Source organism: Roseivirga sp., from assembly GCF_049099775.1.
GTDB lineage: Bacteria > Bacteroidota > Bacteroidia > Cytophagales > Cyclobacteriaceae > Roseivirga.
Window position 1 is genome coordinate 203,285 of the sequence record NZ_JAGDZM010000004.1, and the last position, 25,742, is coordinate 229,026.

The following is a 25,742-nucleotide window of genomic DNA, read 5'->3' on the forward strand; positions in this document are numbered from 1 at the left end:
TTTCTAATGCTAATATACCTTCAAAGCAGGATCAATTTCACGCTGCCAGGCTAAAATCCCCCCGCTTAAATTGACTAGGTTATCGAAACCTTCTTTTTCCAATAGACGAATCGCTTTTTCACTTCTGCCACCTGCTTTACACATCACAATCACTTGATCGTTTCGAGGTATTTCATCCAAACGATCACTCAGTTGGTTTAATGGAATTAATGTGCCGCCTATATTAGCTATTTCATACTCATAATCTTCCCTCACATCCAGCACAAAGGGGTTATCACTGGTTATCATTGCTTTTAATGCCTTTGGAGAAATATTTCGAATGATAGGTTGATCTGAACTTACACTACAAAAGGCCTCATAATCTATTAACACAGTCAATTTCGGATCATCACCGGTCAATGGATTATTTTCTTGATGTGTGATATTGAGTGTTCTGCTCGACATATCTGATGCATCGAACAAGAATAACTTTCCAGAAAGTGTTGTACCTATGCCAGTGATTATCTTAATCGCTTCATTGGCTTGCATAGAACCAATTATACCTGGTAATACACCCATTACACCGCCTTCCGAACAACTTGGTACTAATTCTGGTGGTGGTGGCGTGGGAAACAAATCTCTATAGTTTGGCCCCTTTACGCCATCCTGGTCTGTTTGATTAAAAACAGAAACCTGACCTTCGTATCGAAATATGGCTCCATAGACCAGAGGTTTGCCTAAGAAAAAGCAAGCATCATTTACCAAATACCGAGTGGGTAAATTGTCAGACCCATCCACCACTAAATCAAACTCTTTGATAATGTCCAAAGCATTGGATGAACTAATCGGTTCATTGAAAATTTGAATATCAACGTTTGGATTCAAATCAGACAGCCTGCTGCTTGAAACTTCGGCTTTTGACCGACCAATTTCTGAAGTCTTGAAAAGTACCTGACGGTGTAGGTTTGATAAACTCACTTCATCGAAATCAATGATTCCGATTCGTCCAACGCCAGCTGCTGCCAAATACATTAAATTTGGTGCACCTAATCCTCCAGCTCCAATCACCAATACAGAGGCATTTTTTAGCTTCTCCTGACCTTCTACTCCGAAATCGGGTAGAATAATCTGTCTATTGTATCTGATGAGCTCTTCCTTATTTAACATTTTAATCAAGAATATCTACTTGTCACTAGTCTCAATTTTTATTCAGCTTTTCGTAATCATTTGGAGTATCAAGATCGGTGATAAAACGCTCATTATCGACGTTTAGGTTCAATACTTTTTCAGCGTTTTGCTTTATAATTCCTGAACAACCATTGGGTTCGGCGTGATTAAGAATGTCATCAAAATAATCACTTCCAAAAATCACAGGATTCGCGCGATGATCTTGAAACCATGGCACCAAAATGTTATGAGCATCACATTTTTGCTCAAATGTATTGATCAACAGGTTGTAGTCCTGTGAAGTCAATAACGGCATGTCGCCAAGACACACCATAACTGCCTCAAAAGGCTTCAATTCATTTAACCCCACTTGGATAGACGAAGTCATTCCACTTGTAAAAAGTTCATTTTGTACTATTTGGTCGTCACCTTGAAGTAGAATTTGATCCTGCACCTGAGCAGCGTCTCTACCTGTAACAATTACGGTTTTCAATAATCTACTTTGGGCAAGTGCTTGATAAGTTGTGCCGATTACCGAAGAGTTTCCGTAAGGCAGAAGCATTTTATTGGGGCCTTGCATGCGATCAGAGAGTCCTGCCGCTAGTAAAATGCCTCCAATTCGATTCATAGTGAAATCTAGAGAATTAGGCATAAAAAAAGGAGCTCAAAGCTCCTTTTCTGTATTTTCATTGGCACTTATTGTGCGTTGTCATAATAGAACCTTTCGTGTACGATCTGATCTCCTTCCCATTTTTGAACTCCAACTTGTTCCATTTGAGCACGGTTGCCGTCTTGAAATGTAACATCCATCATGGTTTCGTGCATTACCACGCCATTTTCCTCATCAGAGGTAATAGATTTAACCTCCAAATTGTGAAATTCCTTGACATAACTTAGGAATTCTACTTCGTGTGCTCTACAAGCATCTTTTCCTTCCCAAGAACCTCTAGGTTCTGTCATCACTACATTGTTTGCGTAGTATTTATCAAATGCCTCTAATAGTTGGCCACGGCCAATCATGTTGTAAATGTCTTGTGTTCTTTCTTTGTATGTCATAGCTAATTGAATTATATATATGTACATACATGTATTACTCAGAAATAGTTCACGTATTACGAAATATTTTCACTAGATCAGAAAAGATGGATTCGGACAATTGAACAAATACTTTTCTTTCTCACTTGCCTTGCATACCCCTGGGTAGTCACCAGAAAAGGACTCTATATCCTTCATTAACTGAAAATGGAGATGCGGTGGCCAATGAAAGTTCTCTTCATACTTACCCATAGTGGCTAGTCTATCTCCAGTAAAAAACTTATGACCAACTTCTAAAATATCAATAGAGGTTTTACTTAAATGCCCGTAAAGTGAATAAAAAAGATGGTTATCAAATTGATGTTTTAAGATGATTACGGGACCATAATCACCGTGCGTGTTCCTATTGGCAAATGAGTGTACTTCACCATCGAAAGGACAATAGACTTGAGTTCCTGCCTTTGCCCATATATCTATTCCTAAATGAATAGTACGGGGCTCCTCTCCTTCAAATAAATCGCTTCTAGAATAAAGGTCTCTATTTTCTCCATATCCTCCGATCCCTACAGCTTTATCGCTTGCTTTTATCTGGTCGAAGATAAAGTTCCCAAAAGCTATTTCACTATTAAGATCAATTGTAGACAAAGCCGTATTATCAGCGCTAAGGTCTAAGGGTAACCAAGATTTAAACTTGACTACTGGGTGAGTTTTTATGCTATACTGTCTAAAAAGCGCTTCGATCTCCATTTTAATTAATGGTCTATCTAAGATGGGCAATTAAATTTTGCATGAAATTCATACACTTATCTAATTGTTCTTTAGCTACAAACTCATTGGCCCTATGTGCTTGTGCTATATCACCTGGTCCACAAATTATTGCTTCAAATCCTCCTTCTGCGAACTGCCCTGCTTCAGCGGCATAAGAAACCGCATCAAGTTTTTGCTCATTAGCCAATTGCTGAGTTAGCGATACTATTTCTTGATCTGCTTGGGTATTAAGCCCAGGAACAGCAGGATGAATATTACTTGTTTTGATAGCGAAATCAGGAAAAACACTTCTTAACTCCTTTTCTCGCGACCTACAATACACTTCAAACTCTTCAAAAATTTCTTGAGGGGTTTCAGATGGAATGGTTCTAACATCCCAATTAAACTTGCATTCTTGGGCGATAACATTTGGTGCTATTCCTCCAGCAATCTTACCAATATGAATTGAAGTGTGATTTGGTGTAAATCGATCGTCTATTCTACCTGCACCAATTAGGCTATTCATTTTATCTTCTAACCACAAAACCAATCTCATGGCTTCGTGAATGGCACTTACTTCTTGTTTAATTCTACTACTATGGCCTTCAGATCCGGTAACGACGGTCTCGAAAATGCAGATACCTTTCTGACCTACAGTTGGAATCATCATTGAAGGCTCACCTATAATGGCAAATTGAGGTTTTTCGTCATAGTAGTCATTGATCGCTTGAACGAGCTCTGGAGCGGCCAAACAGCCAATTTCTTCATCGTAGGAAAACGCGAAGTAGATCGGTTTTTTTAAGTCTGCTTTAACCATATCTGGAAGCGCCGCTAAACAACAGGCCGCAAATCCCTTCATATCGCATGATCCTCGTGCATATAACTTGCCGTCAGATTTATCTATTAAATCAAATGGCTCAGTATTCCAATCTTGGCCTTCTACAGGGACTACATCTGTATGCCCAGAAAGTATGATACCGCCCGAAACAGCAGGTCCTATTCGACAGTGGAGAGATGCTTTATTTCCTTCTTCATTTGGTACTAGAACGCCTTCAACATTATGCTTTTCTAAATAGTCTTTAATCCAATGGATAATAGACAGGTTGCTTTCTCCACCCAAAACAGGGAATGAAACTAGCTTCGATAAAATTTCTTCTGCAGTCATTATTAGTACACTTTATCTTTAAACACCTTCACGTGATGCATGCTAATTAAACACTTCTTTCCTGAACAATATTTTATGCTGGTCCCCAGTTGATCAAAACCGTTATCAATAAGACCGTCCAGGCAATGGCCAATATCACGCCTACTACCGGTATAATAAACCTTAACCATTTATCGAATGGAATTCTACACATCGCTAACATCGCGATTAAGCCTCCCAACGTCGGGTTCAATAAATTCGTAACACCATCACCAATTTGATAGGCTAAAATGGTTGTTTGTCTTGTTAAGCCTAATACATCCCCAACCGGAATCATAATTGGCAAGGTCGCCAATGCCTGACCACTACCACTTGGAATGAAGAAGTTAATGACCGATTGTGCACCTGACATGGCTACTGCTGATGCATATACTGGTAGTCCTGACAGGCCTTCAGCTAAGTAAAATGCGATGGTATCAGAGATATTTCCCATCTCCATCGCCACTTTAATGGAAGTAGCAAAACCTACCATAAAGGCTCCTGGCGCAACAACTGACACGGCTTTCAATGCGGTTTCGCTGATCGTTCTGCCACTCATTCGAGCAGCAAGTCCAGCAGCAATTGAGATCATTATGAAAATGGCTGAGATCTCATTGATATACCATTTATAGGTAAATACGCCAAATAACATAAAGGCCATTCCGCCTACAAAAATCAAAAGGATCAACCAGTTATTAATTGTCATACGATATTCACTAAGCGGTTTTGACAGTTGGAAACCACTGGTATCAATGCCTAAAGAAAGGCTCTTTTCGGGTGATTTAAGTATCTTTTTGAAATAGCGAATATTACAATAGGCTAAAAAGGACAGCGCCGAAAAGCATAAAATAGATCGAATTAACCAACCGGAAAACATGGGCATTTCGGCAATGGTATGTCCTGTGCCAACGGTATATGGATTGAATGGGGAGAGTCCGAACCCAACGGTCACTCCTCCTACCGATATCGCTGCGGCCAGCATTAAATCTCCTCCTAGGGCAAGGCTGGTGATGGCCGCAATGGGTATCAGTGCAATGTTGTTTTCATAACCGACGAAAACACCAAGCATTCCAAAGACATAGGTCATGATAATCACAACAAGGTATCTTCTTTCTAAGCCAAGCTTCTTTATAAAAGTACCAACTGCATTTTCGATCATTCCTGATTTTTCAAGTATTCCGAACATGATACCACTTGATAGCACCACAAAAATGATGGCAATAGCGGAAGAAAACCCTCCTGGGATTGATAAAAATGTATCTAAAAAGGAAAGCGGTGTTTGCTCAATGGTCTCATAAGAGTTAGGGACAACCCTTGGTCTACCATCTACAATTTCACGTTCGAATGATCCTGCTGGAATAATATGGCTCAGAATTGCCGTTAAGACAATAATAGAAAACAGCATCACTATAGGATGCGGCAGTTTTTTATACCATTTATTCGAAGTTAAGTCAGTCACATAAATTACTTAAGCGATTCGAATTGCTTCTTAATCTCTAAAAATTTGGCTTTTAATTCTTCAAATCGATCATAAGCATCTTTGCCTGGCTGCTGATCTGCTCTAGAAATCATGCTATTCAGGTACCCTGTTTGTGCACTCAGCATAGGCTGCATGTAGGTACCAGGAGATGTCACTAATTGGTAGTAAACCGCATCAAGTGCTTCTTTCTTCTTCTGGTTTTTCTTACTCACCTTTTCTTGATTCAATGAGTTATCCAGTGCTTTACGCTCATCACTAATGGTTTTGATCAGTTTAGCGACTTCACCTTGAAATTCTCTTAAACCGAGTGCCAGCGTTTCTTGCATTTTAACATCTTGATCGTTTACAAGCGTAGATCGTGGGTCTAATTCAACATTGAAGCTTTGCTCCAGCACCTGATCGCCAATAGTGAGTCGAGCTTTGTAAGCACCTGTTGAAACCATTGGTCCATTGCCCATATAAGATCTATTTGGGTTAGCATTCCAACCGCCATGATGTCTCATATTCCAGTTGAACCGGTTAATACCAGCCTTATTCGATAAACCACCTGATGCTGGTGGATTACTAAAGCCTGTACCCATATCCACTTCCGTATTAACAGCAGGTTCGGATTTTCCACTCACAAATGAGCGAACTATTTTACCTGAATTACTAAGGATGTCAAGTCTTACTTCTTGCTTTTCATCAGCGATATAATACTCTAAATTAGCACCAGACCTAGGGCTATTTCTTCCATTCATGCGATATCTTATCGCGTCTTTAGGACTGAATAAATAAGCTGAGGTTTGAGCGGCTTCCTCTAAACTTCTAATGCTTGATATGTTATCGAGTATCCAAAAACCACGTCCCATTGTCGACATGACCAAATCATCTCGATGAATTTTCATGTCTGTAATTGGTGTAATTGGAAGGTTATTGTTGAATGGCGTCCAAGTCTTACCATCGTTTAAAGAAACGAATAGGCCAAACTCAGTTCCTGCATATAAGACTCCCTCTTTTTCTGGGTCTTCTCGAACAACACGTGTTGGATAATCTCCTGGCAAACCATTATCACCTGTAGTTAACAGCTCCCATGTCTGACCATAATCCTCTGTCTTATAGATATATGGAGCATAATCATTCAATTGATATCTTAATATTGCTACATAGGCTTTTGCAGGGTTATGTACTGATGGTTCAACGGCATCAACTCGACCGCCAATTGGCATATCTGGGGTTACTCTTTCCCAGTTTGCACCACCATCTTTAGTAACATGCACCGGTCCATCATTTGCGCCTACCCATATGAGCCCTTCTTTAATCTTAGATTCCTGAATAGCGTAAATCGTACTGAAATACTCTTCACCTGTTACATCTCTCGTTATTGGTGCGCCTGGCACTACTTGATATTTATCGTCAAATGCAGTTAGGTCTGGAGAAATAATCTGCCAAGTTTTTCCATCGTCCATGGTTTTATGAACGTATTGAGAAGTATGGTAAACCACATTTGGGTTATGTGGTGAAATATGTATTGGTGCTACTCTTTGAAATCTAAATTTCAAGTCTTTAGGGTTATGGCCGTAGATATTACTAGCCCCAACGTAGTACTGCATTTCTTGACCTGTTTGTTTGTCAAATGTGCCAAAACGTCCTTTACAATTAGAATAAACAATATCTGAATTACCAGGCTTTGGCACGGCAGGGCCAGTTTCACAACCACCCACACCAAAAATAGTAGCGCGGGCATTTCCGGTTTGCATACTCGGAACAGCCATCGTAGAATTATCTTGTTGCCCTGCATACAGCCAATATGGTTCTTGATCATCAACATCTACCTGATAAAGCTCTGCTGTTGGCTGATTTGATTGGCTAGACCATGATTGACCATTATTTAAGGTAACATTTGCTCCTCCGTCATTTGCCTGAATCCAAATCGATGTATCATTTGGGTTTATCCATATATCATGATTATCACCGTGTGGTGTTCTTAGCGATCTCCAACTCTTGCCGCCGTTTTCAGATTTTAAGAATCTCAGTGCACTATTATATAGCACATTCTCATTTCTTGGATTCGCATAAATATTGGTGTAATAGAAAGGCCTGTTCGTTAAATTGGAGTTATCAGATACAAACTCCCAACTCGCTCCTCTGTCATTTGATCTATATAAACCACCTTGTTCATCAGAGGCTTCAATATTGGCATAAACTACATTAGGATCAGCAGCAGAAACTGCAAAATCTATCTTACCGATCAGATTTGCGGGTAAACCATTGGTAAGCTTTGTCCAGTTGGCACCTCCGTCAGTCGACTTATAAACCCCGCCTTCAGTAGATCCGCTAATTATTGTCCATGGTTTTCTTTCACCTCTCCAAGCGCCTGCATATATCGTATTTGGATCGTCAGGAGCAAACTCTAAATCCGAGAATCCTACACTATCAGAATGGTATAGAATCTTATCCCAAGATTTTCCTCCATCCACTGTTTTATAAATCCCTCGATCTTCATTTTTTCCAAAAGCCTGTCCAATTGCAGCTACATAAACAACATCCGGATTATCTGGGTGAATTTCTACAGCACCAATCTGTCCTGTATTTTTTAAGCCTATAAATTCCCATTTCTTTCCAGCATTAGTCGATTTATAAACTCCTTTACCGGTAATTACATTAGAACGGATTCCATCAGAACCTGTGCCTACATAAAGAATATCGGGCTGGTTTTGGTAAACAGCTATAGCGCCGATTGATGGTGTAGAAAAATAGCCATCTGACACGTTTCTCCAAGAAATGCCGTAATCGTTGGTTTTCCATACGCCACCACCAGTTGCGCCCATGTAAAATACAGACGGTTGAGACGCTACGCCCATAACGGCAGTTACTCGACCACCTCTATTTGGCCCAACACTTCTAAACTGATATGATTTGAGTAAATCAGCCATATCCTGCCCAAGCACTGGAACAGTTAAAAACGTTAGTAATATCACTTTTAGGATGCTTCTTCCAGACATTTGAAATTATTAATGTAGAACAGTTGAATCAGATTTGGAAGATAATATAAAAGCACCGAAACTCCGTCTTGCATTTCCTTGAATGGACAAGTGATTATTCAGAGTGTTTTCCTGCAATGAAACCAGTGGTCCAAGCAGCTTGAAAATTAAAGCCACCAGTTACGCCATCAATGTCCAACACTTCGCCAGCAAAAAACAATCCTAGACAGATTTTACTTTGCATAGTTTTGAAGTCTATTTCCGAAAGTGAAACACCACCACAGGTTACAAACTCTTCTTTAAAGGTAGTTTTACCTGAAACTTCATATTGGTCGTTTAAGAGTACATTCAACAACTTATTCAAGCCTTTCTTGCCGATCTCCATCCAAGGTTTATCGCCATCCAATGCAATTCTATCGAGCAAATAATCCCATAGTCTTTGAGGTAACAAAAAAGGATTCTTATTGCGCATTAATCGTTTTCCGTATTGCTGCATATGGTCATTGACTTTTTCCTTGAATGCTTCTTCAGATATTTCGCCCAGCCAATTAACATGGATTATAAACTGATAATTCAGATCACACAACAGTCTAGCCCCCCAAGCCGATGTTTTAAGAATAGCGGGGCCGCTCATGCCCCAATGCGTAATTAACAAAGGACCAGATTGCATTAACTTCGTTTTCTGTACCCTAACTGTTGCATTAGGTACAGATAGCCCCATCAAGCTCTTAATTTTCTCTTTGGGCATGTTAAAAGTAAAAAGTGAAGGAACTGGGTTTTGAATGGTATGCCCAAGTGTTTCCAACCAGTTAAAGCCATCTTTTTTGGGACTACCGCCAGTGGCTACTATTACTTTATCAAAAAGTGTTTCTTTATTGTCAATCGTTAGGGCCAATTGTTCGGATTGTGGACTAATCCTACGTATGGCTGAACCTAGAGATATTCTAACACCTAATCTTTTACACTCATCCATCAGTGTGTCGATGATGGTTTGAGAATTATCAGTTGTAGGAAACATCCGATTGTCTTGTTCCACTTTCAAGTCAATACCTCTATTGGTAAACCAATCGACAGTATCTTGAGTATAGAATTGATCGAAAGCCTTTCTTAGTTGTTTTCCGCCTCGTGGATAGAATTTGGCCAATGCGGATTTCTCGAAACAGGCATGCGTCACATTGCAACGGCCACCACCTGATACTTTTACTTTAGCCAAAAGTTTATTTGACTTCTCGTAAATAGTGACATGGGCATTGGGTTCGTGTTGCTTTGCTGATATTGCGGCAAAAAATCCAGCTGCACCACCTCCAATAATTGCAATTTTTCTAACGGACACGCTCAAAGATATCAAGTCATATGCAATGCACATGATATCTCATTGATTTTCGAACCTAATATTTAAGACGAACTCTTGAGCGAGGTAAAGTCGTAAGTCCAAATTAGGCCCTGCTAATGAAAAACTATTTGAAACTTATAATTAAAGCTATTGCGATAACGATTCTAGTGTCTTTTTTATGGCTATATAGCGAGCCAAAAAATAATGTCAACTCGACGGTTTTTTCTTCTACCCTCCCAAGTGCTATTATCGTGAATGGGGTTGAACAACCCGAAGTCCTTAATTTCGATTACCTCTTTTTTAATCTTCTTATGTTCAATAAGGGTTTCAATCACCATTTCACTTCTCATGGTACTCAGCCATTGATTGTATTCCTTTCCACCACGGTTATCGGTATGACTATGTACGGTGATTGCAAAATTGTGCAAATTCGGTATGGAGTCTAAGAAACTCATGAGTTCTTTGGTTTGTCTCCTGCTCACGTAATAACTTCCACCACCAAAATATATACTTTGCACATGCGAGGGCTCGCCAAATTTTTGTGCCTTTACATCGGTAAAGCAGAGCATCGTAAAACCAAGAAGTATTAGCCCAAAACGCATAGACTCTAATTTAAATGTTTTCAACGAATTGATCCTTAGCTTGTTCGCTATAATTGTCAGGAAAATGGTGTTTTTAACAAATTCAATACGATAATGTCAAAAAAGAGACTCATCATAGTCATGGGTATTTCAGGATCAGGTAAATCTACTATAGGCAGAAAACTGGCCGATAAGCTAGGTATTCCGTTTTTAGATGCTGATGATTTTCATCCAAATGAGAACATCAAGAAAATGTCGAGAGGCGTTCCTTTAGATGATGATGATCGGTGGCCATGGCTTGGTGCCATTGTCGAATATGTAAAGCAATCACACCGAAATACATTCGTTTTGGCTTGCTCTGCCTTAAAGCAATCATATCGAGATTATCTCGGTCAAAGACTTTCTAATGAATATGTTTTTTTAAAGCTGAATTATGATGAGGGTGTTGAACGGCTCAAAAAACGTGAAAATCATTTCATGCCCACTTCTCTTATCCAATCACAGCTCGACACCTTAGAAGAACCCAAAAGCTCGCTCACTTTTACTGGTAGCCAAAGTCCTAATGAAATCACCATTCTAGCGGCCGATCATTTCGCGGACTTCATATAATTGATTAGCTTTTTGGTCAATTTGAAACGCCATGCATGACCTACAACTCATCCTTGCTATACTTTCGGGAATAGCGATTTTACTTTTACTCATTATCAGGCTAAAGCTAAATGCCTTTTTAAGTCTTTTAGTGGCCAGTATTTGGGTAGGGCTTATCGGAGGTCTTTCGGCTGAAAAGATCATTGAATCTATTTCCAGCGGCATGGGCAATACGTTAGCCTTCGTTGCCACTATAGTGGGCTTAGGTGCTATTTTCGGTGCCTTGTTAGAACATTCTGGTGGGGCGCAAGCACTCGCGAAATTTCTGCTTAAAAAGGGCGGTGAAGCTAAATCAAGATTAGCACTATTAGTTACTGGTTTCATCGTCGCTATTCCTGTTTTTTTCGACGTTGGCATTATCATCTTATTTCCAATTGTAAAGGCACTTGCTTTGAAAAGCGGTAAGAATGTACTGCACTATGCCCTTCCGCTTTTAACCGGATTAGCCATTACACATAGCTTTATTCCACCTACACCAGGCCCTGTAGCCGTAGCAGAAATTCTCAATGTAGATTTGGGTTATGCCATAGTTGTAGGTGCTGCTATTGGTTTACCCATCTCACTTATCTGCGGATTAGTGCTAAGTAGATTTATTACACCTAAAACGGCCATTGAAAACCTTAAAGAAGATGTTGTCGATGATAAATTTGATGGTGGTTTGGTGAAAACTATTTTCTTTATTCTTGGCTTACCCATAGTGCTCATTCTCGTGGGTTCATTATTAAAAATACTAGCTGGTGAAGGAATTATCCCAAATGGATCTTTGGTAGAAACGGTGAGTTTTATCGGTCACCCTTTTGTTTCTCTGATCATTGCCACCCTTTTGGCTATGTATTTCTTGGGTACCAAAAGAGGCGCTACCAAAAAAGAACTTTTCGATGTTGCGAACAGGTCTCTCGGGCCAGCAGGCTCTATTATTCTTATAACGGGAGCTGGTGGTGTGTTAAAGCAAATGATGATCAATACCGGCATTGGCGATATGATTGCAGAGGCCATGAAGTCTGGCACCATTTCAATAGTACTTCTCGCCTACTTTGTAGCAGTGCTGGTTAGAATCATGCAAGGCTCGGCTACTGTTGCCATGCTTACCGCAGCGGGAATTGTAGCTGCCGTTATTCCAGGCATGGATTTAACTATGATGGACAAAACGCTGCTTATGATGGCCATTGCTGCAGGCTCCATCGTGTTATCACACGTAAACGATAGTGGATTCTGGCTTGTCAATCGCTATTTAGACCATACCGTTCAACAAACGCTTAGGTCTTGGACAATCCAGTCTAGTATGATTTCGGTAAGCAGTTTTATACTAATCTACATAGCCTATCAGGTTCTTTAACTACCACTCGGTATGGAAAATACCTTCCCGATCTAGTCTTTCATATGTATGAGAGCCAAAATGATCGCGTTGTGCTTGAACCAAATTCATTGGTAATCTTCCTGATGTAAAGGCATTAAAGTAGTTCAAACCGGCGCTCATCGCTGCTAAAGGCACTTGTGCATTTATTCCTTCCGAAACTACTTTGGCTGTACTAGGCACTAAAGGCTTAATCATAGCCGCAAAAATCTCGTCGAGCAGCAAGTTCTTAAGGCTTGGGTTTTTGTCAAACGCCAGTCTCATTTGCTCTAGTAACTCAGCCCTTATAATGCAGCCACCTCTCCAAATCTTAGAAATCGTTTCAAGGTTTAAATCATAGTTATAAGTGTCTGAAGCGTAGACTAACTGCTGCATACCTTGCGCATAGGTAACTATGAAACTGAAGAATAAGGCCTCTTCAAGTTGTTCGATAGTCAATTCAATAGTTTGGGCAATTTTGGCTCCATAAAGGGTTTCTGCCGTCATTCTCTGAGGCTTAAGTGCAGAGATTTCTCTCATGCTCACCGCAGCATCAATTGTAGGAATTGGAATACCTAAATCCATCGCATTTTGCGATGTCCATTTACCAGTTCCTTTTTGTTTTCCTTTATCCAGAATAGCATCTATAAGATCGCCTTCCGATAATTCATCTTTTTTGTCGAAAATCTCAGCAGTTATTTCAATTAAGAAAGATTTCAGCCTGCCTTGATTCCATGTTGAAAAGGCACTTTGTATTTCGGCATTCGAAAGCCTCATTCCATTCTTCATTAGAGAATAAGCTTCTGAAATCAATTGCATGAGTCCATACTCAATGCCGTTGTGTACCATTTTGACATAGTTACCAGCCGAACCATTCCCTAAATGTGCTACACAAGGTTCGCCATTTACTTTGGCAGAAGCTGCCTCAAAGATTGGTTTAATGTAAGTATAAGCATGCTTATCGCCTCCTGGCATAATGCTAGGCCCCTTTCGAGCGCCTTTTGCGCCACCTGAAACGCCTGCTCCAAAAAAGTGAATCCCATCAGCAGCCAACTCTTCAAACCTTCTATTGGTATCGGTGAAAAATGAATTCCCACCATCAATGATGATATCTCCTTTAGACAGATGAGGTTTCAAATCATTTATCACAATATCTACGGGCTTACCCGCTGGCACTAGCAGCATTATTTTTCTTGGGCTGGATAGTTTATTAATAAACTCGATTTTGTCTTGTGTAGCATGTACCACACGTCCTTCACCTTCAGTAAGTAATGAGTCTACCTTTTCCTTATCTAAATCAAGCCCAATGGCTGAAAAATCATTATCCGCAACATTGAGGATAAAATTCCTCCCCATTACGCCTAAACCCACTAAACCAAAATCAAATTCTATATCTGTCATATTCAAATTTCTATACATAAAGCACCCTGCTTAGCCGAATTAATAGAATCATTAAATTTAATTCGACATAAAGCTAAATCGACTTCTATCATTGCACGTCATTCGCTAGTTTTGGGAACTATTTTCTGGCGTTTCGATTTAAGTCTTTACAAAGAAAGCAAGCTAGGTCGACCAAAAAAAATAAATGAAAAAAACTGACAATCAGGCACTGGTAATTTTTGGTGCTTCTGGTGATCTCACCGAAAGAAAACTCATCCCCGCAGTATTCAATTTATTCTGTGGAGGTTTTCTACCAGAATCTTATGCCGTAATTGGCGTAAGCAGGTCAAGTTTTACAGATGCGGCTTATAGAGACAAGGTTGTCTTCAACAACGAGCATTTAAAAAGTAAGCCTGGTGCTACTGAGGAGAACCTCAAGCGTTTTGCAAAGATGGTTTATTATCAGGCCGTCGACACTAAGAATACAGAGACATACGTCCAGTTGAAAAACCGTTTAGAGGCGCTTGATCAAGAAATCACAACCAAGAGCAACTATATTTTTTACTTAGCCACGCCACCGAGTCTATATCAGACCATCGCGAATGGTTTGGCTGAAAATGGCTTAAACAACAATGAAAATGGTTGGAGCCGATTAATTGTAGAAAAGCCTTTCGGTTATGACTTAGCTTCGGCTAAAGCATTGAATAAAGGTCTGCTAAACAGTTTCTCAGAAGAACAGATTTATCGAATCGATCACTACTTGGGCAAAGAGACGGTTCAGAATATGTTTGTGACCCGTTTTGCCAACAGCATCTTTGAACCACTTTGGAACAGAAATTATATTCACCGCATCGAAATCACTGCTGCTGAACATGTAGGCGTTGAAAAAAGAGGTGGCTATTACGATTCTTCTGGAGCTTTAAGAGACATGATACAAAACCATCTCTTTCAGCTAGTTGCACTCGTTGCTATGGAGCCTCCTGTTCGCCCCGATGCAGAATCTATTAGGAATGAGAAATTGAAAGTTTTCCAAAGTCTCAGAGCTTACAGCGATCAAGATATTAAAGAAAATGTTATTCGTGGGCAGTACTTAAATTCTACAGTACGCGGCGAATCCATCAGTGGATATAGAGAGGAAGAAGGCGTAAATGATCAGTCGAAAACTGAGACTTATGTTGCCATGAAATTCTTCATTGATAATTGGCGGTGGGCTGATGTGCCATTCTATATAAGAACTGGAAAGAGCATGCCGACTCGTGTCACTGAAGTGGTCATCCATTTCAAACCAAACCATCATCACCTTTTTGCACATGATAGCTCATTATCCAATCAGCAAAATGTACTCGTGATTAGAATTCAACCAAACGAGGGCATTTTATTAAAGTTCGATATGAAAATACCTGGTGCTGGTTTCAATACCGAGCAGGTAAATATGGACTTTAAATATGATGAGCTAAGCAATGTTTATGTACCTGATGCTTATGAAAGGCTCATTTTGGACTGTATGCAAGGTGACGCTACACTTTATGCTAGAGGTGATAGCACCGAAGCTGCATGGGAGTTTATAGATCCTATTCTTAAAGCTTGGGAGAAAGACGATTCTATACCAGTCTACGGTTATCCTGCCGGTACATGGGGGCCAGAAAATGCAGACAACCTTATTGAGGGCGAAAATATGAATTGGCGCTACCCATGCTCAAACCTAACTGACGACGGTAATTATTGCGAACTATAAGTAATGAAAAAACAGATATATAAAGATGCAAATGCTGCTGCAGATGGTTTTGCACAGTATTTATTGTCGAAGCATAAAAGTCAAGACACTCTTTCCATAGCATTGTCTGGTGGTTCTACACCTAAAATATTATTCAACCTGCTTGCCGATAAATACCTTTCAGAGATTGATTGGTCGAAAATACAGCTGTATTGGGGCGACGAACGTTGTGTACCTCCTACTGACAATGAAAGCAATTATAAGATGACGGTAGATCACCTTATTTCAAAAATTAATATCCCAGAAACAAACATTCATCGCGTTCTGGGTGAAAACAGCCCCACTGAAGAAGCTGTTAGATATGGGCAACTGCTCGCCGAGCACCTACCTATTGTTGATGGCTTGCCAGAATTTGACATTATCATTCTAGGAATCGGTACTGACGGTCATACAGCATCTATATTTCCACATGAAATAGAGTTAATGACAAGCGCTAGTATCTGTGCTATTGGTATTAACCCAGATTCCGGGCAAAAACGCATTACACTAACAGGACCCGTCATTAACAATGCTAAGTCAGTATGTTTTTTGGCTACAGGTGCCAGTAAAGCAGAAAAACTATCGGAGATATTTTCTGCATCTGGAAATTTTGAGTCCTATCCAGCAGCCCATGTTTCCCCTACTCACGGCGAACTAATTTGGTTTTTGGATGAAGACTCTTCAAAATAATAATTAATAATATATATGTATGTTATTAATTACATATGTTAATATATTAAAAATAAACACAACCTAAGCTTAGATCATGAAACTCTCAGAAGTAAAAAATTCGCTCACCAGACTTTCAGAACTCCATTTTGTATTACCTGATGGCACCCCTATTCCATCGCACTTTCATATTACGGAAGTCGGTATCATCCAAAAGAATTTTATCGATTGTGGTGGAACCATGAGAGATGAAAAGGTTGTAAACTTTCAACTTTGGTCTTCAATTGATGTCGATCATCGATTACAACCTCAAAAATTAAACGACATTATAACCTTGTCGGAAAAATTGTTGGATATGGGAGATTTTGAAGTTGAAGTAGAGTATCAAGGGGCAGAGACAATCTCCAAATTCGGCATATCATTCAATGGTACTAACTTTAACCTAACCAACAAACAAACAGATTGCCTTGCGCCCGACAAGTGTGGATTGCCTGCAGAAAAACCCAAAATCAGGTTAAAAAATATTAGGATGAAGGAAACCTCTTGCGATCCTAATTCCGGTTGTTGTTAAATAAAAAGGTCTTTTCTTATGTTTCCACAAGTAATCGCGACACTCGAAAACGCAGCTAGTACTTCAATCCCAAGCAGTCGTTACGCTGTTTTGGATAAACTAGTTGACTATTGTGTACAACAGCTCCAAAAAGAGAGTGAATTACGGTTAAACTTTATATGTACTCATAATTCACGCAGAAGTCAGTTCTCGCAAGTTTGGGCAGTTGTAGCTGCAGCGCACTACAACATTCCACTTAAGTCATATTCTGGTGGAATTGAAGTTACGGCGTTCAACGAAAGAGCTATTGCAGCTTTAGAAAGACAAGGACTAAAAGCAACTGGAGATATATCAGATAACCCGCACTACAAAGTGTCGTTTTCTGACAATCATAGCACCATAGAAACATTTTCAAAGCTTTACGATGATCCAATAAATCCGTCAACTGGGTTTGCAGCCGTAATGACCTGTTCCGATGCGGACGAGAATTGTCCTTTTATACCAGGAACGGACGCACGTATTCCTTTGAGGTACGAAGATCCTAAAGCATTTGATGGAACTGATAAAGAAGCAGAAATGTATAGCGCCAGATCGATACAAATAGCTTCTGAAATGCTATATATTTTCAATAAGATTAAAGAGACAATTAAAGCCTAATCGATCGAGAACAGGTACCTAGGTACAATTGTATTCTCTTTTTCATAAATTTGTATTAACAACACAATCAAAAACTTACAAATGAAAAACTCAATACAACTCACACGTATTATTCTTGTTCTTTTTATCAGTACAGCTTTTCTATTCTCTTGTGATCCTGATGATACTAACCCAATCGATGAATTGGTAGGCACATGGGATGTCACCAACATTACTACTGTAAACTGTACTGATCCTGACGATAATGAACCTAACTTAATCACCTGTTTTACAGAGTTTGGCTTCGAAATATGTGGATCAGCCACCCTAGTCATCGATGCCGATGGAAACTTAACAACCAACTTTGTATCAACTATTACAGAACTCTCTACTAATCTTTCACAAACTGAAACGGAATCTGAAACATCAACTTTCACAGTTGATGGGAATAGAATTACTATTTGCTCTGATGGAGATTGTGAAACGGCTATTTATGCCATTACTGGAAACACTTTGACTTTGTCGAACGACGGCTCTACTTCTGATGGTTGCCAATCGACAATTTCCGGCGTAAAGCGTTAAGCACTTAGCTTAATATAGATTTATCGCCATTGAGGATACCTAAGACTTTATCCTTATAATTTCTACCGATCGGGAGTTCGTTACCAGCTATTTCTATGATGTTATTGGAGTAGGCTTCAATTTTCTTGAAAGGAACTATGAATGAGCGATGTATTCTTATGAAACAGTCTTCGGGTAATTTTTGCTCTAAAAAGCTAATTTTCTGAAGACTGATCACATCCTTGTTTGGCATTTTTATCCGCACATAGTCCTTCAGGCTTTCTATATAAAGAATGTCTTTTAGGTACACTTTGACCATTTTTCGGTCCGCTTTTAAAAAAATATAAGGGTGATCAGTTCTTAATTCATCGGGATGATTTTCTTCTACAACTGTGCTAGAATTTTCATTCATCGCTTTGTTTACCGACATTAAAAAGCGCTGAAAAGAGATAGGTTTTAATAAATAGTCAATAACATCTAGCTCATAACTCTCAATGGCATATTCTCTATAGGCCGTGGTAAAAATTATCTTAGGCAGTGGATGTAAAACTTTTAGAAAATCTATGCCGTTCAACTTGGGCATTTGTATATCGAGAAAAATAAGCTGAATTGACTCTTTCTTCAATATATCGAATGCCTTTACGGCATTGTCACATGAAGCAACCAGCTCCAAACCGTCTATTTTGGCAACATAAGATTCAATCACCTCACGTGCTAATGGCTCATCATCTACGATGATACATTTCATATTAATGACCTTTTAAATTCAATTTGAGCACAACTAAAAACGACTCCTCAGACTCATGGATGTCCAATTGATAGTTTTCTCCGTATAATATTTCTAACCTTCTTTTAACATTCTTGAGACCTATCCCCTTTTTGTATTCAAAGTGATCTTCTTCTTGATGTTGTATACTTTTACTGTTTTCTACCTTTAAGGTTAGCTGATCTTCCTTTCTATTAAGGTCAATCGCTATCCAAGATTGGTCTAATTCTTCACTTACGCCGTGTTTAAAGGCATTTTCGACAAAAGGTAAAATCATTAAGGGTGCCAATTTTACATCGCCTATATGTTGCGAGCAATTAAAGTTGACTTCTAACCGATCGCCGTAGCGAATTTTCTCAAGGGCAATATAGTCTCTCACCAGTTTCACTTCTTTTTCTAGTGACACACTGTCTGCACTACATTCGTAAAGCATATAGTTCAGTAAATCAGAAAGCTTTAATACTACCTCCGGGGCTTCTTTACTGCTTTTAAGCGTTAAAGCATATAGGTTATTGAGTGTATTAAATAGAAAGTGCGGGTGAATTTGTGCCTTCAAGAATTTAAGTTCAGCTTGAAGCTTTTCTTCCGATAGCCTTCGATTATTCTTTTCTTGTCCGTACCAGTATTTGAACCACTTGGAAACTATGGCCAATACTACTACTGGATAAATCTTGGCAGTAGTTTTAAATATCTTACCCAAATTCCATAAAATAGGCTGATAAGGGTCGTTCGGCCATAGCAAAGGTTTTTGCACTAAAACATAGACAAACCAGTTTAGGCCACTAAAAACAAGTATAATTACTAGCAGTGCACTAAAGAATTGGCCGTACTTACCTTTAAAAAGTAGTTTGGGCATTAGCACATACAGCACTAAATATACCGCTGGTATTTGAACAATAGCATCTAACCAAACATGTTGAAACTGCCGGCGATAGTCTTCTTCAAAAGAGCCATATACAATCGCAAAAAAAGAGGTGTAGATAAGCCAAAAGATCACATGCCACATAAACCGTGGTGTACCAAACATGAGTCTTTCAAAATTGATCTTAGGCATGAGTAAAGCTATTGAAGCTATTCTAAAGATTAAGCATTACCAGAATTTAACTTAGTTAATTATTCGTCCGGCCATTGCCAATTCGAACTTTAAACTTATCCAATAAGTTGCAAACTTTCAGTTAATTGGATGTAAGGATTGCTTCGACCCCTGAAGTTAATCTTTACATCGACCAACTACTTAATAGTGCAAAAACCACCCTTTATCTTATACATGTAAACATTGGTCTAAAAGGTAGAAATAAGCCAAACCTAAAGTTCTAGTCATAGTATACGCGATCATACCAACGGTCAACTCGTTCTGCTATGAAACCACTTTTCAACCTTCTTTTACTTTTAATTACAGCGAATATTATTGCGCAAGAATCAACGGAAACTCGAGACTTATTTACCTATAACTTGAATAGTACTAGCGAAATTATCACTATTGATGGAGCTGGTGATGACTTGGGTTGGAATAATGCTGAAAAGATAAATCAGTTCATTAACCACTGGCCTACCGATCAGGGAGTATCCAATGCCTTATCTGAAGTATGGGCTACCTACGATGCTGAATTTATCTATATAAAAGCCAAACTCTTCGATACTGGAGAACGTGTGGTTCAGTCATTAAGACGTGATAATCGCGATGCACATTGGAACAGCGATAATTTCACGGTAGTCATCGATCCATTTAATAATAAGCAAAGCGGCTTTTTCTTCGGCGTAAATGCTGGAGGTGCTCAAATGGAGGCTCTTCTTAGTTTAGACGGCGGCAGAACAGAGTTTGATGAAAACTGGGATAACAAGTGGTATTCTGAAGTAAAACAGTATGCCGACCATTGGCTGGTCGAAATGGCAATACCGATGAAAACGCTTCGATACGATACCCAAATAGCCGACTGGGGGATCAACTTCATTCGTGGAGATATGAAACGAAACGAATTCTCTACCTGGACGCAATTCCCATTAAACTACGGTGGCATTGATTTAAACTTTATGGGCACGCTCAAATGGGAAATGAAGCCTGAAAAGGCCAAAGGAAAAGTAGTACTGATCCCTTACCTAGCTGGTGGCACGCAAAGAGATTTTGAAGATGCTGAGGGTGAAACTAACTATGTACAAGACTTTGATGCTGGAATTGATGCTAAAGTGGCCGTAACAGGCTCATTAAGTTTAGATCTTACACTAAACCCAGATTTTTCGAATGTAGATGTAGATCAGCAGGTAACGAACCTCACAAGGTTTAGCATCTTTTTCCCCGAAAGAAGAAACTTCTTCCTTGAGAACGGAGATATATTCTCAAATTTTGGGAGTTGGCAAATTCAACCATTTTTCTCTAGAACAATAGGGCTATCGGAAGGTCAGCAAGTGCCGATTAATTATGGCGCTCGGCTTACAGGAAATCTTACCAAGGATATGCGCTTAGGCGTTATGAATATACAGACCGGAGAAACCAATGAGTCATTAGCCAATAACTATACCGTAGCAGCCGTTCACCAAAAGGTACTAAAAAGGTCGGTGCTTAAAGCGCTCTTTATAAATCGGCAAGCCGGAGACGATTTTGGCAGAAATGGAGGTTTAGAATTCAACTATGTACATCCTACTGGCACTTGGGATAATACGGTAAGGTTTCATGCGGCTACCACTGACGAAAAACTTGGCAAAAACACCTATTATGGCCTATCTGGAGGTTATCGTGGTAGACATTTACGGGGCGGATGGACGTTTGATCGTGTTGGTGAAAACTATATTACCGAACTAGGGTTCAATCCCCGCATCAACAATTTTGATGCAATTACAGAACTGAACGTCCGAAAGGGATTTACAAGAAATAATGTATGGTCAGTGTACAGGTTTTTCCCAAAAAGTGATAAAAGCATTTTAAACCAACACGGACCGAGAACATGGCACTGGCTCTACAATAATCCAGATGGTTCTTTGAATGAGCGAAACCATGGCTTGGGTTACGATTTTATGTTTAAAAACACCTCTGAATTAAGGTTTAACAGGTTCTTTACCGAGGTAAACCTTCCTGTAGCGACTAACCTCATTGGCTCCGATACTCCTCTCCCAGCCTCAAATTTCAAATTCACTGATTATAACATAAACTTTAATACAGATAGACGAAAAGTGTTCAATACAGAATGGACTCTTCGTTATGGAGATTTCTACAATGGTACACGATACGGACTTGCTACAGGACTAAATGTTAGGGCACAACCTTGGGGTACTTTCGGTGTGAATTATGAATATAACCGGGTTGAACTTGCCGAAGGCTTTGGTGAAACTAAACTTCACCTTTTCAGGGCCAATACTGAAATTAGCTTTTCGAATACCATGTTCTGGACAACGTCAATACAATACAATTCTCAATCTGAGAACTATAATATCTTCAGTCGCTTTCAATGGCGTTTCAAACCGATGTCCGACTTCTTCTTAGTTTATACAGACAATTATGGGAACGATGGCCTTAATATAAAAAATCGTCAGATTGTATTTAAAGTGACCTACTGGCTCAATATGTAAAAACCTAGTGCCGGACTATCAAATATTTTCAAATAGGCATCTCCTAGACCTCATTCGTTTGGCTTAATTTACAACATGAATGAGCGCACGTATGGCAACACTCACCTCTTTGTTATTCCGGCCATTATTTGGGGTTCCACTTGGTATGTCATCACTTTTCAATTAGGAAAAGTTGATCCATTACTCTCTGTAGCATATCGATTTTTAGGTGGCGCTTTTATCCTATTTACTTACTGTTTCATCAAAAAAAAGCCATTAAAGTATTCTTGGAAAGAACATGCCAGAATTGGGCTTCAGGGCTCGCTTTTATTCGGCATAAACTATTGGCTGGTTTATCAATCAGAATCATTAATCAATAGCGGTTTAGTAGCTGTAGCATTCTCCACCATTATATTCTTCAATATGATTTTTGGTGCCATATTTTTGAAGCTTAAAATAGTTTCTAAGGTAATTTCTGGGGCCTTATTAGGACTAGTGGGAACGATTATAATTTTTAAAGATGAGTTACAGTCAATTGATGCTAGTGGAGATACAATGACTGGTATTTTACTTTGTTTTCTTGGGGTTGCCAGTGCCAGTCTGGGGAATATTGTTTCAGCTAGCAATTCTAAAATGAAAATCCCGGTGATTCAATCAACTGCTTATGGTATGGGCTATGGTGGTTTGATGATGTTGGCGATTGCTCTTGGTCTTGGAAAGGAATTTGCCTTTGACACAAGTCTTGAATATGTACTTTCACTGAGTTATTTAACCATTTTTGGATCTATAATCGCGTTTGTTACCTATTTAACACTGATTAGCAAAATTGGGCCAGATCGAGCGGCATATGCCATTGTATTACTGCCTTTGATTGCGGTTACCATATCAACCCTTTTAGAAGGGTTTAACTTCACCGTTTACACTGCACTTGGCATGCTATTATTGCTTTTAGGAAATTACTTTGCGCTAGCTAAAAAGGGCAAGTAAGTACTATTCTGGTAGCAATCGGTAAAGACCTTTACCTTCTACGCCGACGTATAGATATCCGTCATTGCCCATTTCTACATTTCTTACTCTACCGATACCTTCTGCGATCTTTTCTTCTTTGACTACCTTATCATCTTCAATTACTAGCCTCACTAGATATGAGAATTTCAATGATCCGACAATCAGGTTACCATCCCAGCCAGTATATTTTGAGTTACTAACGAAAGCCATACCACAGGGGGCAATTGAAGGCACCCAATAGGTCACTGGTTGTTCCATACCCTCCCTAGCTTGTTCATCGGTGATTTTGCTACCACTATAGTTTATACCATAGGTAATTACAGGCCATCCGTAATTCTTTCCTTTACCAATAATATTCACCTCATCTCCACCGCGTGGTCCATGCTCATGCGCCCAAATATCGCCAGTCATTGGATTTTTAGCCATACCCTGCGGATTTCTGTGCCCATAGGAAAAAACGGCTTTTTTCGCACCATCTATACTTACAAATGGATTATCAGTTGGTATACGCCCGTCATCATGTAGTCGATAAACTTTACCGCCATCGCGGGTAATATCTTGAGGGTTATTATCTCGATTACCTCTATCGCCAATTGAAAAATAAACGTAACCGTCATTATCAAATGCGATTCTACTTCCAAAATGCTGCCCAGCCCTTGTATTTGGAGAGCCTTTGTATAACACTGTATGGTTATCGAAACTTTCTCCGTTCCATTGTGCTCTCGAAAGCGCTGTCATGGCACCAGAACCCTCGCCCTCATCGCTTGCAAATGTAAAATAGACCCATTTGGTGGATTCAAAATCAGGGTGTAATTCAATATCTAGTAACCCTCCCTGGCCACGAGAAATAGCGTTAGGACCTCCTTTTACATCTTTATTAACGACTTCTCCATTGGAAACCCTTACTATGGCACCGCTCTTTTCTGTAACCAAAATATCTCCATTGGGCAGGAAAGTCATCCCCCATGGATTGGCCAGTTCAGATGTGACTAATTCAGCGGTTACGGCTTTAGTTGTTGGCTGATCTGAATTGTTTAATTCTGGAGTATCACAAGCTAAAAAGCCGAGAACGGTAATAAGTGTGGTTACTAATTTGAAGTGCATTTTATTTGGTTTTAGTTTTCTGAGCAATACTTAAGTATTAAAACTATGAGATAAATAAGAAGGTTATGAAATTTATATCAACAGCCAATATCAACGTTCTTATTTCGTAAATCAACGGTTTTCACAATGAATTCCTTGATCCGGGTTTCGTTTATTTGTACGCTTTTCTTGAACCTAATGCACCCCTTACCTACGTCAATGCCTTTTAACAACTCCCCTGTGGAATCTATTTTAGCTGCATCGCCTACATATAGGCTTACATAATTCTTTTGAGCATTTAAATGAAAGATTTCACCTTTAGAATTACTATAACAAAGCATCTTATAGTTTATGTCTTCTTTTAATTCAGGCAAACTGCCTTTTATGATCTCCCTTAATTCAAGTAGTTTATCTTTCCTCCAATCAGGTTCAAGCGCCTTTATGTAGGCCGCTGGATCTTTTACATCATATTGCATACTGTAAGTTAGCTAATCAATTGTATAGAATAAAACGGGTGAGTCCCACCTCTTTAAAAGTACTCTTCCTAAGAATTTCACTATATTTTGATCTAGAAACAGCAAGCATGAAAAAGACAGTATTTCTTCTCTTGTTTTTGACTTGGTTTGGTATACATACCGCTCAAGGTCAGGTTAAGATTGAATTTCCCAAAGAGTGGAAGGTTCTTTCGATGAAAGAGGTTATGGAGAACCAAAACTTCTCTCCAAATGATCTTATTTATTATGGACCTAATGGAAAAATAATAGATCAAAAAAAGGCAGCTAAACTATTGAGTAGCCAGAAATACTTTCAGGATTTCTATGGCAATAAGAAAGGAAAGGTAGTTGCTATGCACATTAAAGCTTTTTCAAAAGCTCAATTGCAAAGCATCCAGAAGTTTAAGGAAGATCAAAAGGCACTTGCTGCTTTAGTTGGTACACCGGCAAATACTTTTAAAACGGTAGATATGGAAGGTGAAGGCATTGACATTTCAGCATTAAAAGGGTCTGTTATAGCGGTTAATTTCTGGTTCATCGGCTGTAAACCATGCATTTTAGAGATGCCTGAATTAAATGAAATTGTCGAAAAGTATGAAGGTCAAGCTGTTAAGTTTGTCGCTGTTGCTTTAGATAAAAAGTCACCTTTAGAAGGTTTTTTAGCTGAAAAAGCTTTTGAATATGACATTGTCCCTGACGGCCGATCTATTGCTGAATTATACGGCATACAAGGCTATCCCACACATTGCATCATTGATAAAGAGGGAAATATCCAATATTTTAAATCTGGTTATAGCAGTAATACTGCAAAAGAGGTGGACGCTAAAATCAATGAGCTACTCAAAAAATAACA

Annotated in this window: 24 protein-coding genes; 10 read left to right on the forward strand and 14 right to left on the reverse strand. The window is 39.3% G+C overall.

Annotated elements, in window-relative coordinates; genetic code table 11:
- Window positions 1-9: 9 nt before the first annotated feature.
- The 9 genes from moeB to JXQ92_RS05470 all read right to left on the reverse strand — a co-directional run bounded on the left by moeB (window position 10) and on the right by JXQ92_RS05470 (window position 10,489).
- The gene (moeB, locus tag JXQ92_RS05430) at window positions 10-1,146 is read right to left on the reverse strand and encodes a molybdopterin-synthase adenylyltransferase MoeB (protein WP_421985578.1); all 1,137 of its coding nucleotides are present in this window, start codon (window positions 1,144-1,146) and stop codon (window positions 10-12) included.
- Window positions 1,147-1,177: 31 nt separating this feature from the next.
- A complete protein-coding gene (locus tag JXQ92_RS05435; RefSeq protein ID WP_421985579.1) occupies window positions 1,178-1,774 on the reverse strand; it encodes a nucleotidyltransferase family protein in 597 nt (198 codons plus the stop codon).
- Between the two features lie 68 nt (window positions 1,775-1,842).
- Window positions 1,843-2,202: a nuclear transport factor 2 family protein gene (locus JXQ92_RS05440; RefSeq protein WP_421985580.1), complete on the reverse strand. Its 360-nt coding sequence runs from the start codon at window positions 2,200-2,202 to the stop codon at window positions 1,843-1,845.
- Window positions 2,203-2,274: 72 nt separating this feature from the next.
- Window positions 2,275-2,928 carry a peptidoglycan DD-metalloendopeptidase family protein gene (locus JXQ92_RS05445; RefSeq protein WP_421985581.1) on the reverse strand — a complete coding sequence of 218 codons (654 nt, stop codon included), beginning with the start codon at window positions 2,926-2,928 and terminating at the stop codon, window positions 2,275-2,277.
- A 13-nt stretch (window positions 2,929-2,941) separates the two neighbouring features.
- On the reverse strand, window positions 2,942-4,093 hold the full coding sequence (gene argE / locus JXQ92_RS05450; RefSeq protein ID WP_421985582.1) for an acetylornithine deacetylase: 1,152 nt from the start codon (window positions 4,091-4,093) through the stop codon (window positions 2,942-2,944).
- A gap of 73 nt (window positions 4,094-4,166) precedes the next feature.
- Window positions 4,167-5,570 carry a YfcC family protein gene (locus JXQ92_RS05455; RefSeq protein WP_421985583.1) on the reverse strand — a complete coding sequence of 468 codons (1,404 nt, stop codon included), beginning with the start codon at window positions 5,568-5,570 and terminating at the stop codon, window positions 4,167-4,169.
- Between the two features lie 5 nt (window positions 5,571-5,575).
- Window positions 5,576-8,575 carry a WD40/YVTN/BNR-like repeat-containing protein gene (locus JXQ92_RS05460; RefSeq protein ID WP_421985584.1) on the reverse strand — a complete coding sequence of 1,000 codons (3,000 nt, stop codon included), beginning with the start codon at window positions 8,573-8,575 and terminating at the stop codon, window positions 5,576-5,578.
- 94 nt (window positions 8,576-8,669) lie between these two features.
- Entirely contained in the window at window positions 8,670-9,887 is a 1,218-nt protein-coding gene (locus tag JXQ92_RS05465) for an NAD(P)/FAD-dependent oxidoreductase (protein WP_421985585.1), read from the reverse strand.
- A 182-nt stretch (window positions 9,888-10,069) separates the two neighbouring features.
- Window positions 10,070-10,489, reverse strand: a complete 420-nt coding sequence (locus JXQ92_RS05470) for an OmpA family protein (protein WP_421985586.1) — start codon at window positions 10,487-10,489, stop codon at window positions 10,070-10,072.
- A gap of 93 nt (window positions 10,490-10,582) precedes the next feature.
- On the opposite strand from JXQ92_RS05470, the gene JXQ92_RS05475 reads away from it, so the two are divergent.
- Both JXQ92_RS05475 and JXQ92_RS05480 read left to right on the forward strand, forming a co-directional pair.
- Window positions 10,583-11,077, forward strand: a complete 495-nt coding sequence (locus JXQ92_RS05475; RefSeq protein ID WP_421985587.1) for a gluconokinase — start codon at window positions 10,583-10,585, stop codon at window positions 11,075-11,077.
- A 31-nt stretch (window positions 11,078-11,108) separates the two neighbouring features.
- Entirely contained in the window at window positions 11,109-12,452 is a 1,344-nt protein-coding gene (locus JXQ92_RS05480; RefSeq protein WP_421985588.1) for a GntP family permease, read from the forward strand.
- Here the strand turns inward: JXQ92_RS05480 and gndA are convergent, their stop codons facing one another.
- Window positions 12,453-13,850, reverse strand: a complete 1,398-nt coding sequence (gene gndA / locus JXQ92_RS05485; protein ID WP_421985589.1) for an NADP-dependent phosphogluconate dehydrogenase — start codon at window positions 13,848-13,850, stop codon at window positions 12,453-12,455.
- Window positions 13,851-14,034: 184 nt separating this feature from the next.
- Here gndA and zwf point away from each other — a divergent pair, with 184 nt between their 5' ends.
- The 5 genes from zwf to JXQ92_RS05510 all read left to right on the forward strand — a co-directional run bounded on the left by zwf (window position 14,035) and on the right by JXQ92_RS05510 (window position 18,019).
- Complete coding sequence (gene zwf / locus JXQ92_RS05490; RefSeq protein WP_421985590.1) at window positions 14,035-15,564, forward strand: glucose-6-phosphate dehydrogenase; 1,530 nt, start codon at window positions 14,035-14,037, stop codon at window positions 15,562-15,564.
- 3 nt (window positions 15,565-15,567) lie between these two features.
- Window positions 15,568-16,272, forward strand: coding sequence for a 6-phosphogluconolactonase (gene pgl / locus JXQ92_RS05495; protein WP_421985591.1), 705 nt, complete (start codon window positions 15,568-15,570; stop codon window positions 16,270-16,272).
- A gap of 76 nt (window positions 16,273-16,348) precedes the next feature.
- Window positions 16,349-16,822, forward strand: coding sequence for a DUF6428 family protein (locus JXQ92_RS05500; RefSeq protein WP_421985592.1), 474 nt, complete (start codon window positions 16,349-16,351; stop codon window positions 16,820-16,822).
- Between the two features lie 18 nt (window positions 16,823-16,840).
- Window positions 16,841-17,458: a protein-tyrosine-phosphatase gene (locus tag JXQ92_RS05505; protein ID WP_421985593.1), complete on the forward strand. Its 618-nt coding sequence runs from the start codon at window positions 16,841-16,843 to the stop codon at window positions 17,456-17,458.
- A gap of 81 nt (window positions 17,459-17,539) precedes the next feature.
- Window positions 17,540-18,019, forward strand: coding sequence for a lipocalin family protein (locus JXQ92_RS05510; RefSeq protein WP_421985594.1), 480 nt, complete (start codon window positions 17,540-17,542; stop codon window positions 18,017-18,019).
- A gap of 4 nt (window positions 18,020-18,023) precedes the next feature.
- Here the strand turns inward: JXQ92_RS05510 and JXQ92_RS05515 are convergent, their stop codons facing one another.
- Window positions 18,024-18,746: a LytR/AlgR family response regulator transcription factor gene (locus JXQ92_RS05515; protein WP_421985595.1), complete on the reverse strand. Its 723-nt coding sequence runs from the start codon at window positions 18,744-18,746 to the stop codon at window positions 18,024-18,026.
- Window position 18,747: 1 nt separating this feature from the next.
- Entirely contained in the window at window positions 18,748-19,818 is a 1,071-nt protein-coding gene (locus JXQ92_RS05520) for a sensor histidine kinase (protein WP_421985596.1), read from the reverse strand.
- 305 nt (window positions 19,819-20,123) lie between these two features.
- Between JXQ92_RS05520 and JXQ92_RS05525 the strand changes: the two genes are divergently transcribed.
- Together JXQ92_RS05525 and JXQ92_RS05530 are read left to right on the forward strand one after the other, a co-directional pair.
- Complete coding sequence (locus tag JXQ92_RS05525; protein WP_421985597.1) at window positions 20,124-22,325, forward strand: DUF5916 domain-containing protein; 2,202 nt, start codon at window positions 20,124-20,126, stop codon at window positions 22,323-22,325.
- Window positions 22,326-22,400: 75 nt separating this feature from the next.
- Window positions 22,401-23,291: a DMT family transporter gene (locus JXQ92_RS05530; RefSeq protein WP_421985598.1), complete on the forward strand. Its 891-nt coding sequence runs from the start codon at window positions 22,401-22,403 to the stop codon at window positions 23,289-23,291.
- A gap of 3 nt (window positions 23,292-23,294) precedes the next feature.
- On the opposite strand, the gene JXQ92_RS05535 is transcribed toward JXQ92_RS05530, so the two are convergent.
- Window positions 23,295-24,416, reverse strand: a complete 1,122-nt coding sequence (locus JXQ92_RS05535; RefSeq protein WP_421985599.1) for a PQQ-dependent sugar dehydrogenase — start codon at window positions 24,414-24,416, stop codon at window positions 23,295-23,297.
- 77 nt (window positions 24,417-24,493) lie between these two features.
- Entirely contained in the window at window positions 24,494-24,871 is a 378-nt protein-coding gene (locus tag JXQ92_RS05540; protein ID WP_421985600.1) for an iron chaperone, read from the reverse strand.
- Window positions 24,872-24,978: 107 nt separating this feature from the next.
- Between JXQ92_RS05540 and JXQ92_RS05545 the strand changes: the two genes are divergently transcribed.
- A complete protein-coding gene (locus JXQ92_RS05545) occupies window positions 24,979-25,740 on the forward strand; it encodes a TlpA family protein disulfide reductase (protein ID WP_421985601.1) in 762 nt (253 codons plus the stop codon).
- Window positions 25,741-25,742 lie beyond the last annotated feature (2 nt).

Bases quoted from the DNA above. Each gene is read 5' to 3' on its own strand.
- moeB (WP_421985578.1), bottom strand. From the start codon at position 1,146: ATGTTAAATAAGGAAGAGCTCATCAGATACAATAGACAGATTATTCTA.
- JXQ92_RS05435 (WP_421985579.1), bottom strand. From the start codon at position 1,774: ATGAATCGAATTGGAGGCATTTTACTAGCGGCAGGACTCTCTGATCGC.
- JXQ92_RS05440 (WP_421985580.1), bottom strand. From the start codon at position 2,202: ATGACATACAAAGAAAGAACACAAGACATTTACAACATGATTGGCCGT.
- JXQ92_RS05445 (WP_421985581.1), bottom strand. From the start codon at position 2,928: ATGGAGATCGAAGCGCTTTTTAGACAGTATAGCATAAAAACTCACCCA.
- argE (WP_421985582.1), bottom strand. From the start codon at position 4,093: ATGACTGCAGAAGAAATTTTATCGAAGCTAGTTTCATTCCCTGTTTTG.
- JXQ92_RS05460 (WP_421985584.1), bottom strand. From the start codon at position 8,575: ATGTCTGGAAGAAGCATCCTAAAAGTGATATTACTAACGTTTTTAACT.
- JXQ92_RS05470 (WP_421985586.1), bottom strand. From the start codon at position 10,489: ATGCGTTTTGGGCTAATACTTCTTGGTTTTACGATGCTCTGCTTTACC.
- JXQ92_RS05475 (WP_421985587.1), top strand. From the start codon at position 10,583: ATGTCAAAAAAGAGACTCATCATAGTCATGGGTATTTCAGGATCAGGT.
- JXQ92_RS05480 (WP_421985588.1), top strand. From the start codon at position 11,109: ATGCATGACCTACAACTCATCCTTGCTATACTTTCGGGAATAGCGATT.
- gndA (WP_421985589.1), bottom strand. From the start codon at position 13,850: ATGACAGATATAGAATTTGATTTTGGTTTAGTGGGTTTAGGCGTAATG.
- zwf (WP_421985590.1), top strand. From the start codon at position 14,035: ATGAAAAAAACTGACAATCAGGCACTGGTAATTTTTGGTGCTTCTGGT.
- pgl (WP_421985591.1), top strand. From the start codon at position 15,568: ATGAAAAAACAGATATATAAAGATGCAAATGCTGCTGCAGATGGTTTT.
- JXQ92_RS05500 (WP_421985592.1), top strand. From the start codon at position 16,349: ATGAAACTCTCAGAAGTAAAAAATTCGCTCACCAGACTTTCAGAACTC.
- JXQ92_RS05505 (WP_421985593.1), top strand. From the start codon at position 16,841: ATGTTTCCACAAGTAATCGCGACACTCGAAAACGCAGCTAGTACTTCA.
- JXQ92_RS05510 (WP_421985594.1), top strand. From the start codon at position 17,540: ATGAAAAACTCAATACAACTCACACGTATTATTCTTGTTCTTTTTATC.
- JXQ92_RS05515 (WP_421985595.1), bottom strand. From the start codon at position 18,746: ATGAAATGTATCATCGTAGATGATGAGCCATTAGCACGTGAGGTGATT.
- JXQ92_RS05520 (WP_421985596.1), bottom strand. From the start codon at position 19,818: ATGCCTAAGATCAATTTTGAAAGACTCATGTTTGGTACACCACGGTTT.
- JXQ92_RS05525 (WP_421985597.1), top strand. From the start codon at position 20,124: ATGAAACCACTTTTCAACCTTCTTTTACTTTTAATTACAGCGAATATT.
- JXQ92_RS05530 (WP_421985598.1), top strand. From the start codon at position 22,401: ATGAATGAGCGCACGTATGGCAACACTCACCTCTTTGTTATTCCGGCC.
- JXQ92_RS05535 (WP_421985599.1), bottom strand. From the start codon at position 24,416: ATGCACTTCAAATTAGTAACCACACTTATTACCGTTCTCGGCTTTTTA.
- JXQ92_RS05540 (WP_421985600.1), bottom strand. From the start codon at position 24,871: ATGCAATATGATGTAAAAGATCCAGCGGCCTACATAAAGGCGCTTGAA.
- JXQ92_RS05545 (WP_421985601.1), top strand. From the start codon at position 24,979: ATGAAAAAGACAGTATTTCTTCTCTTGTTTTTGACTTGGTTTGGTATA.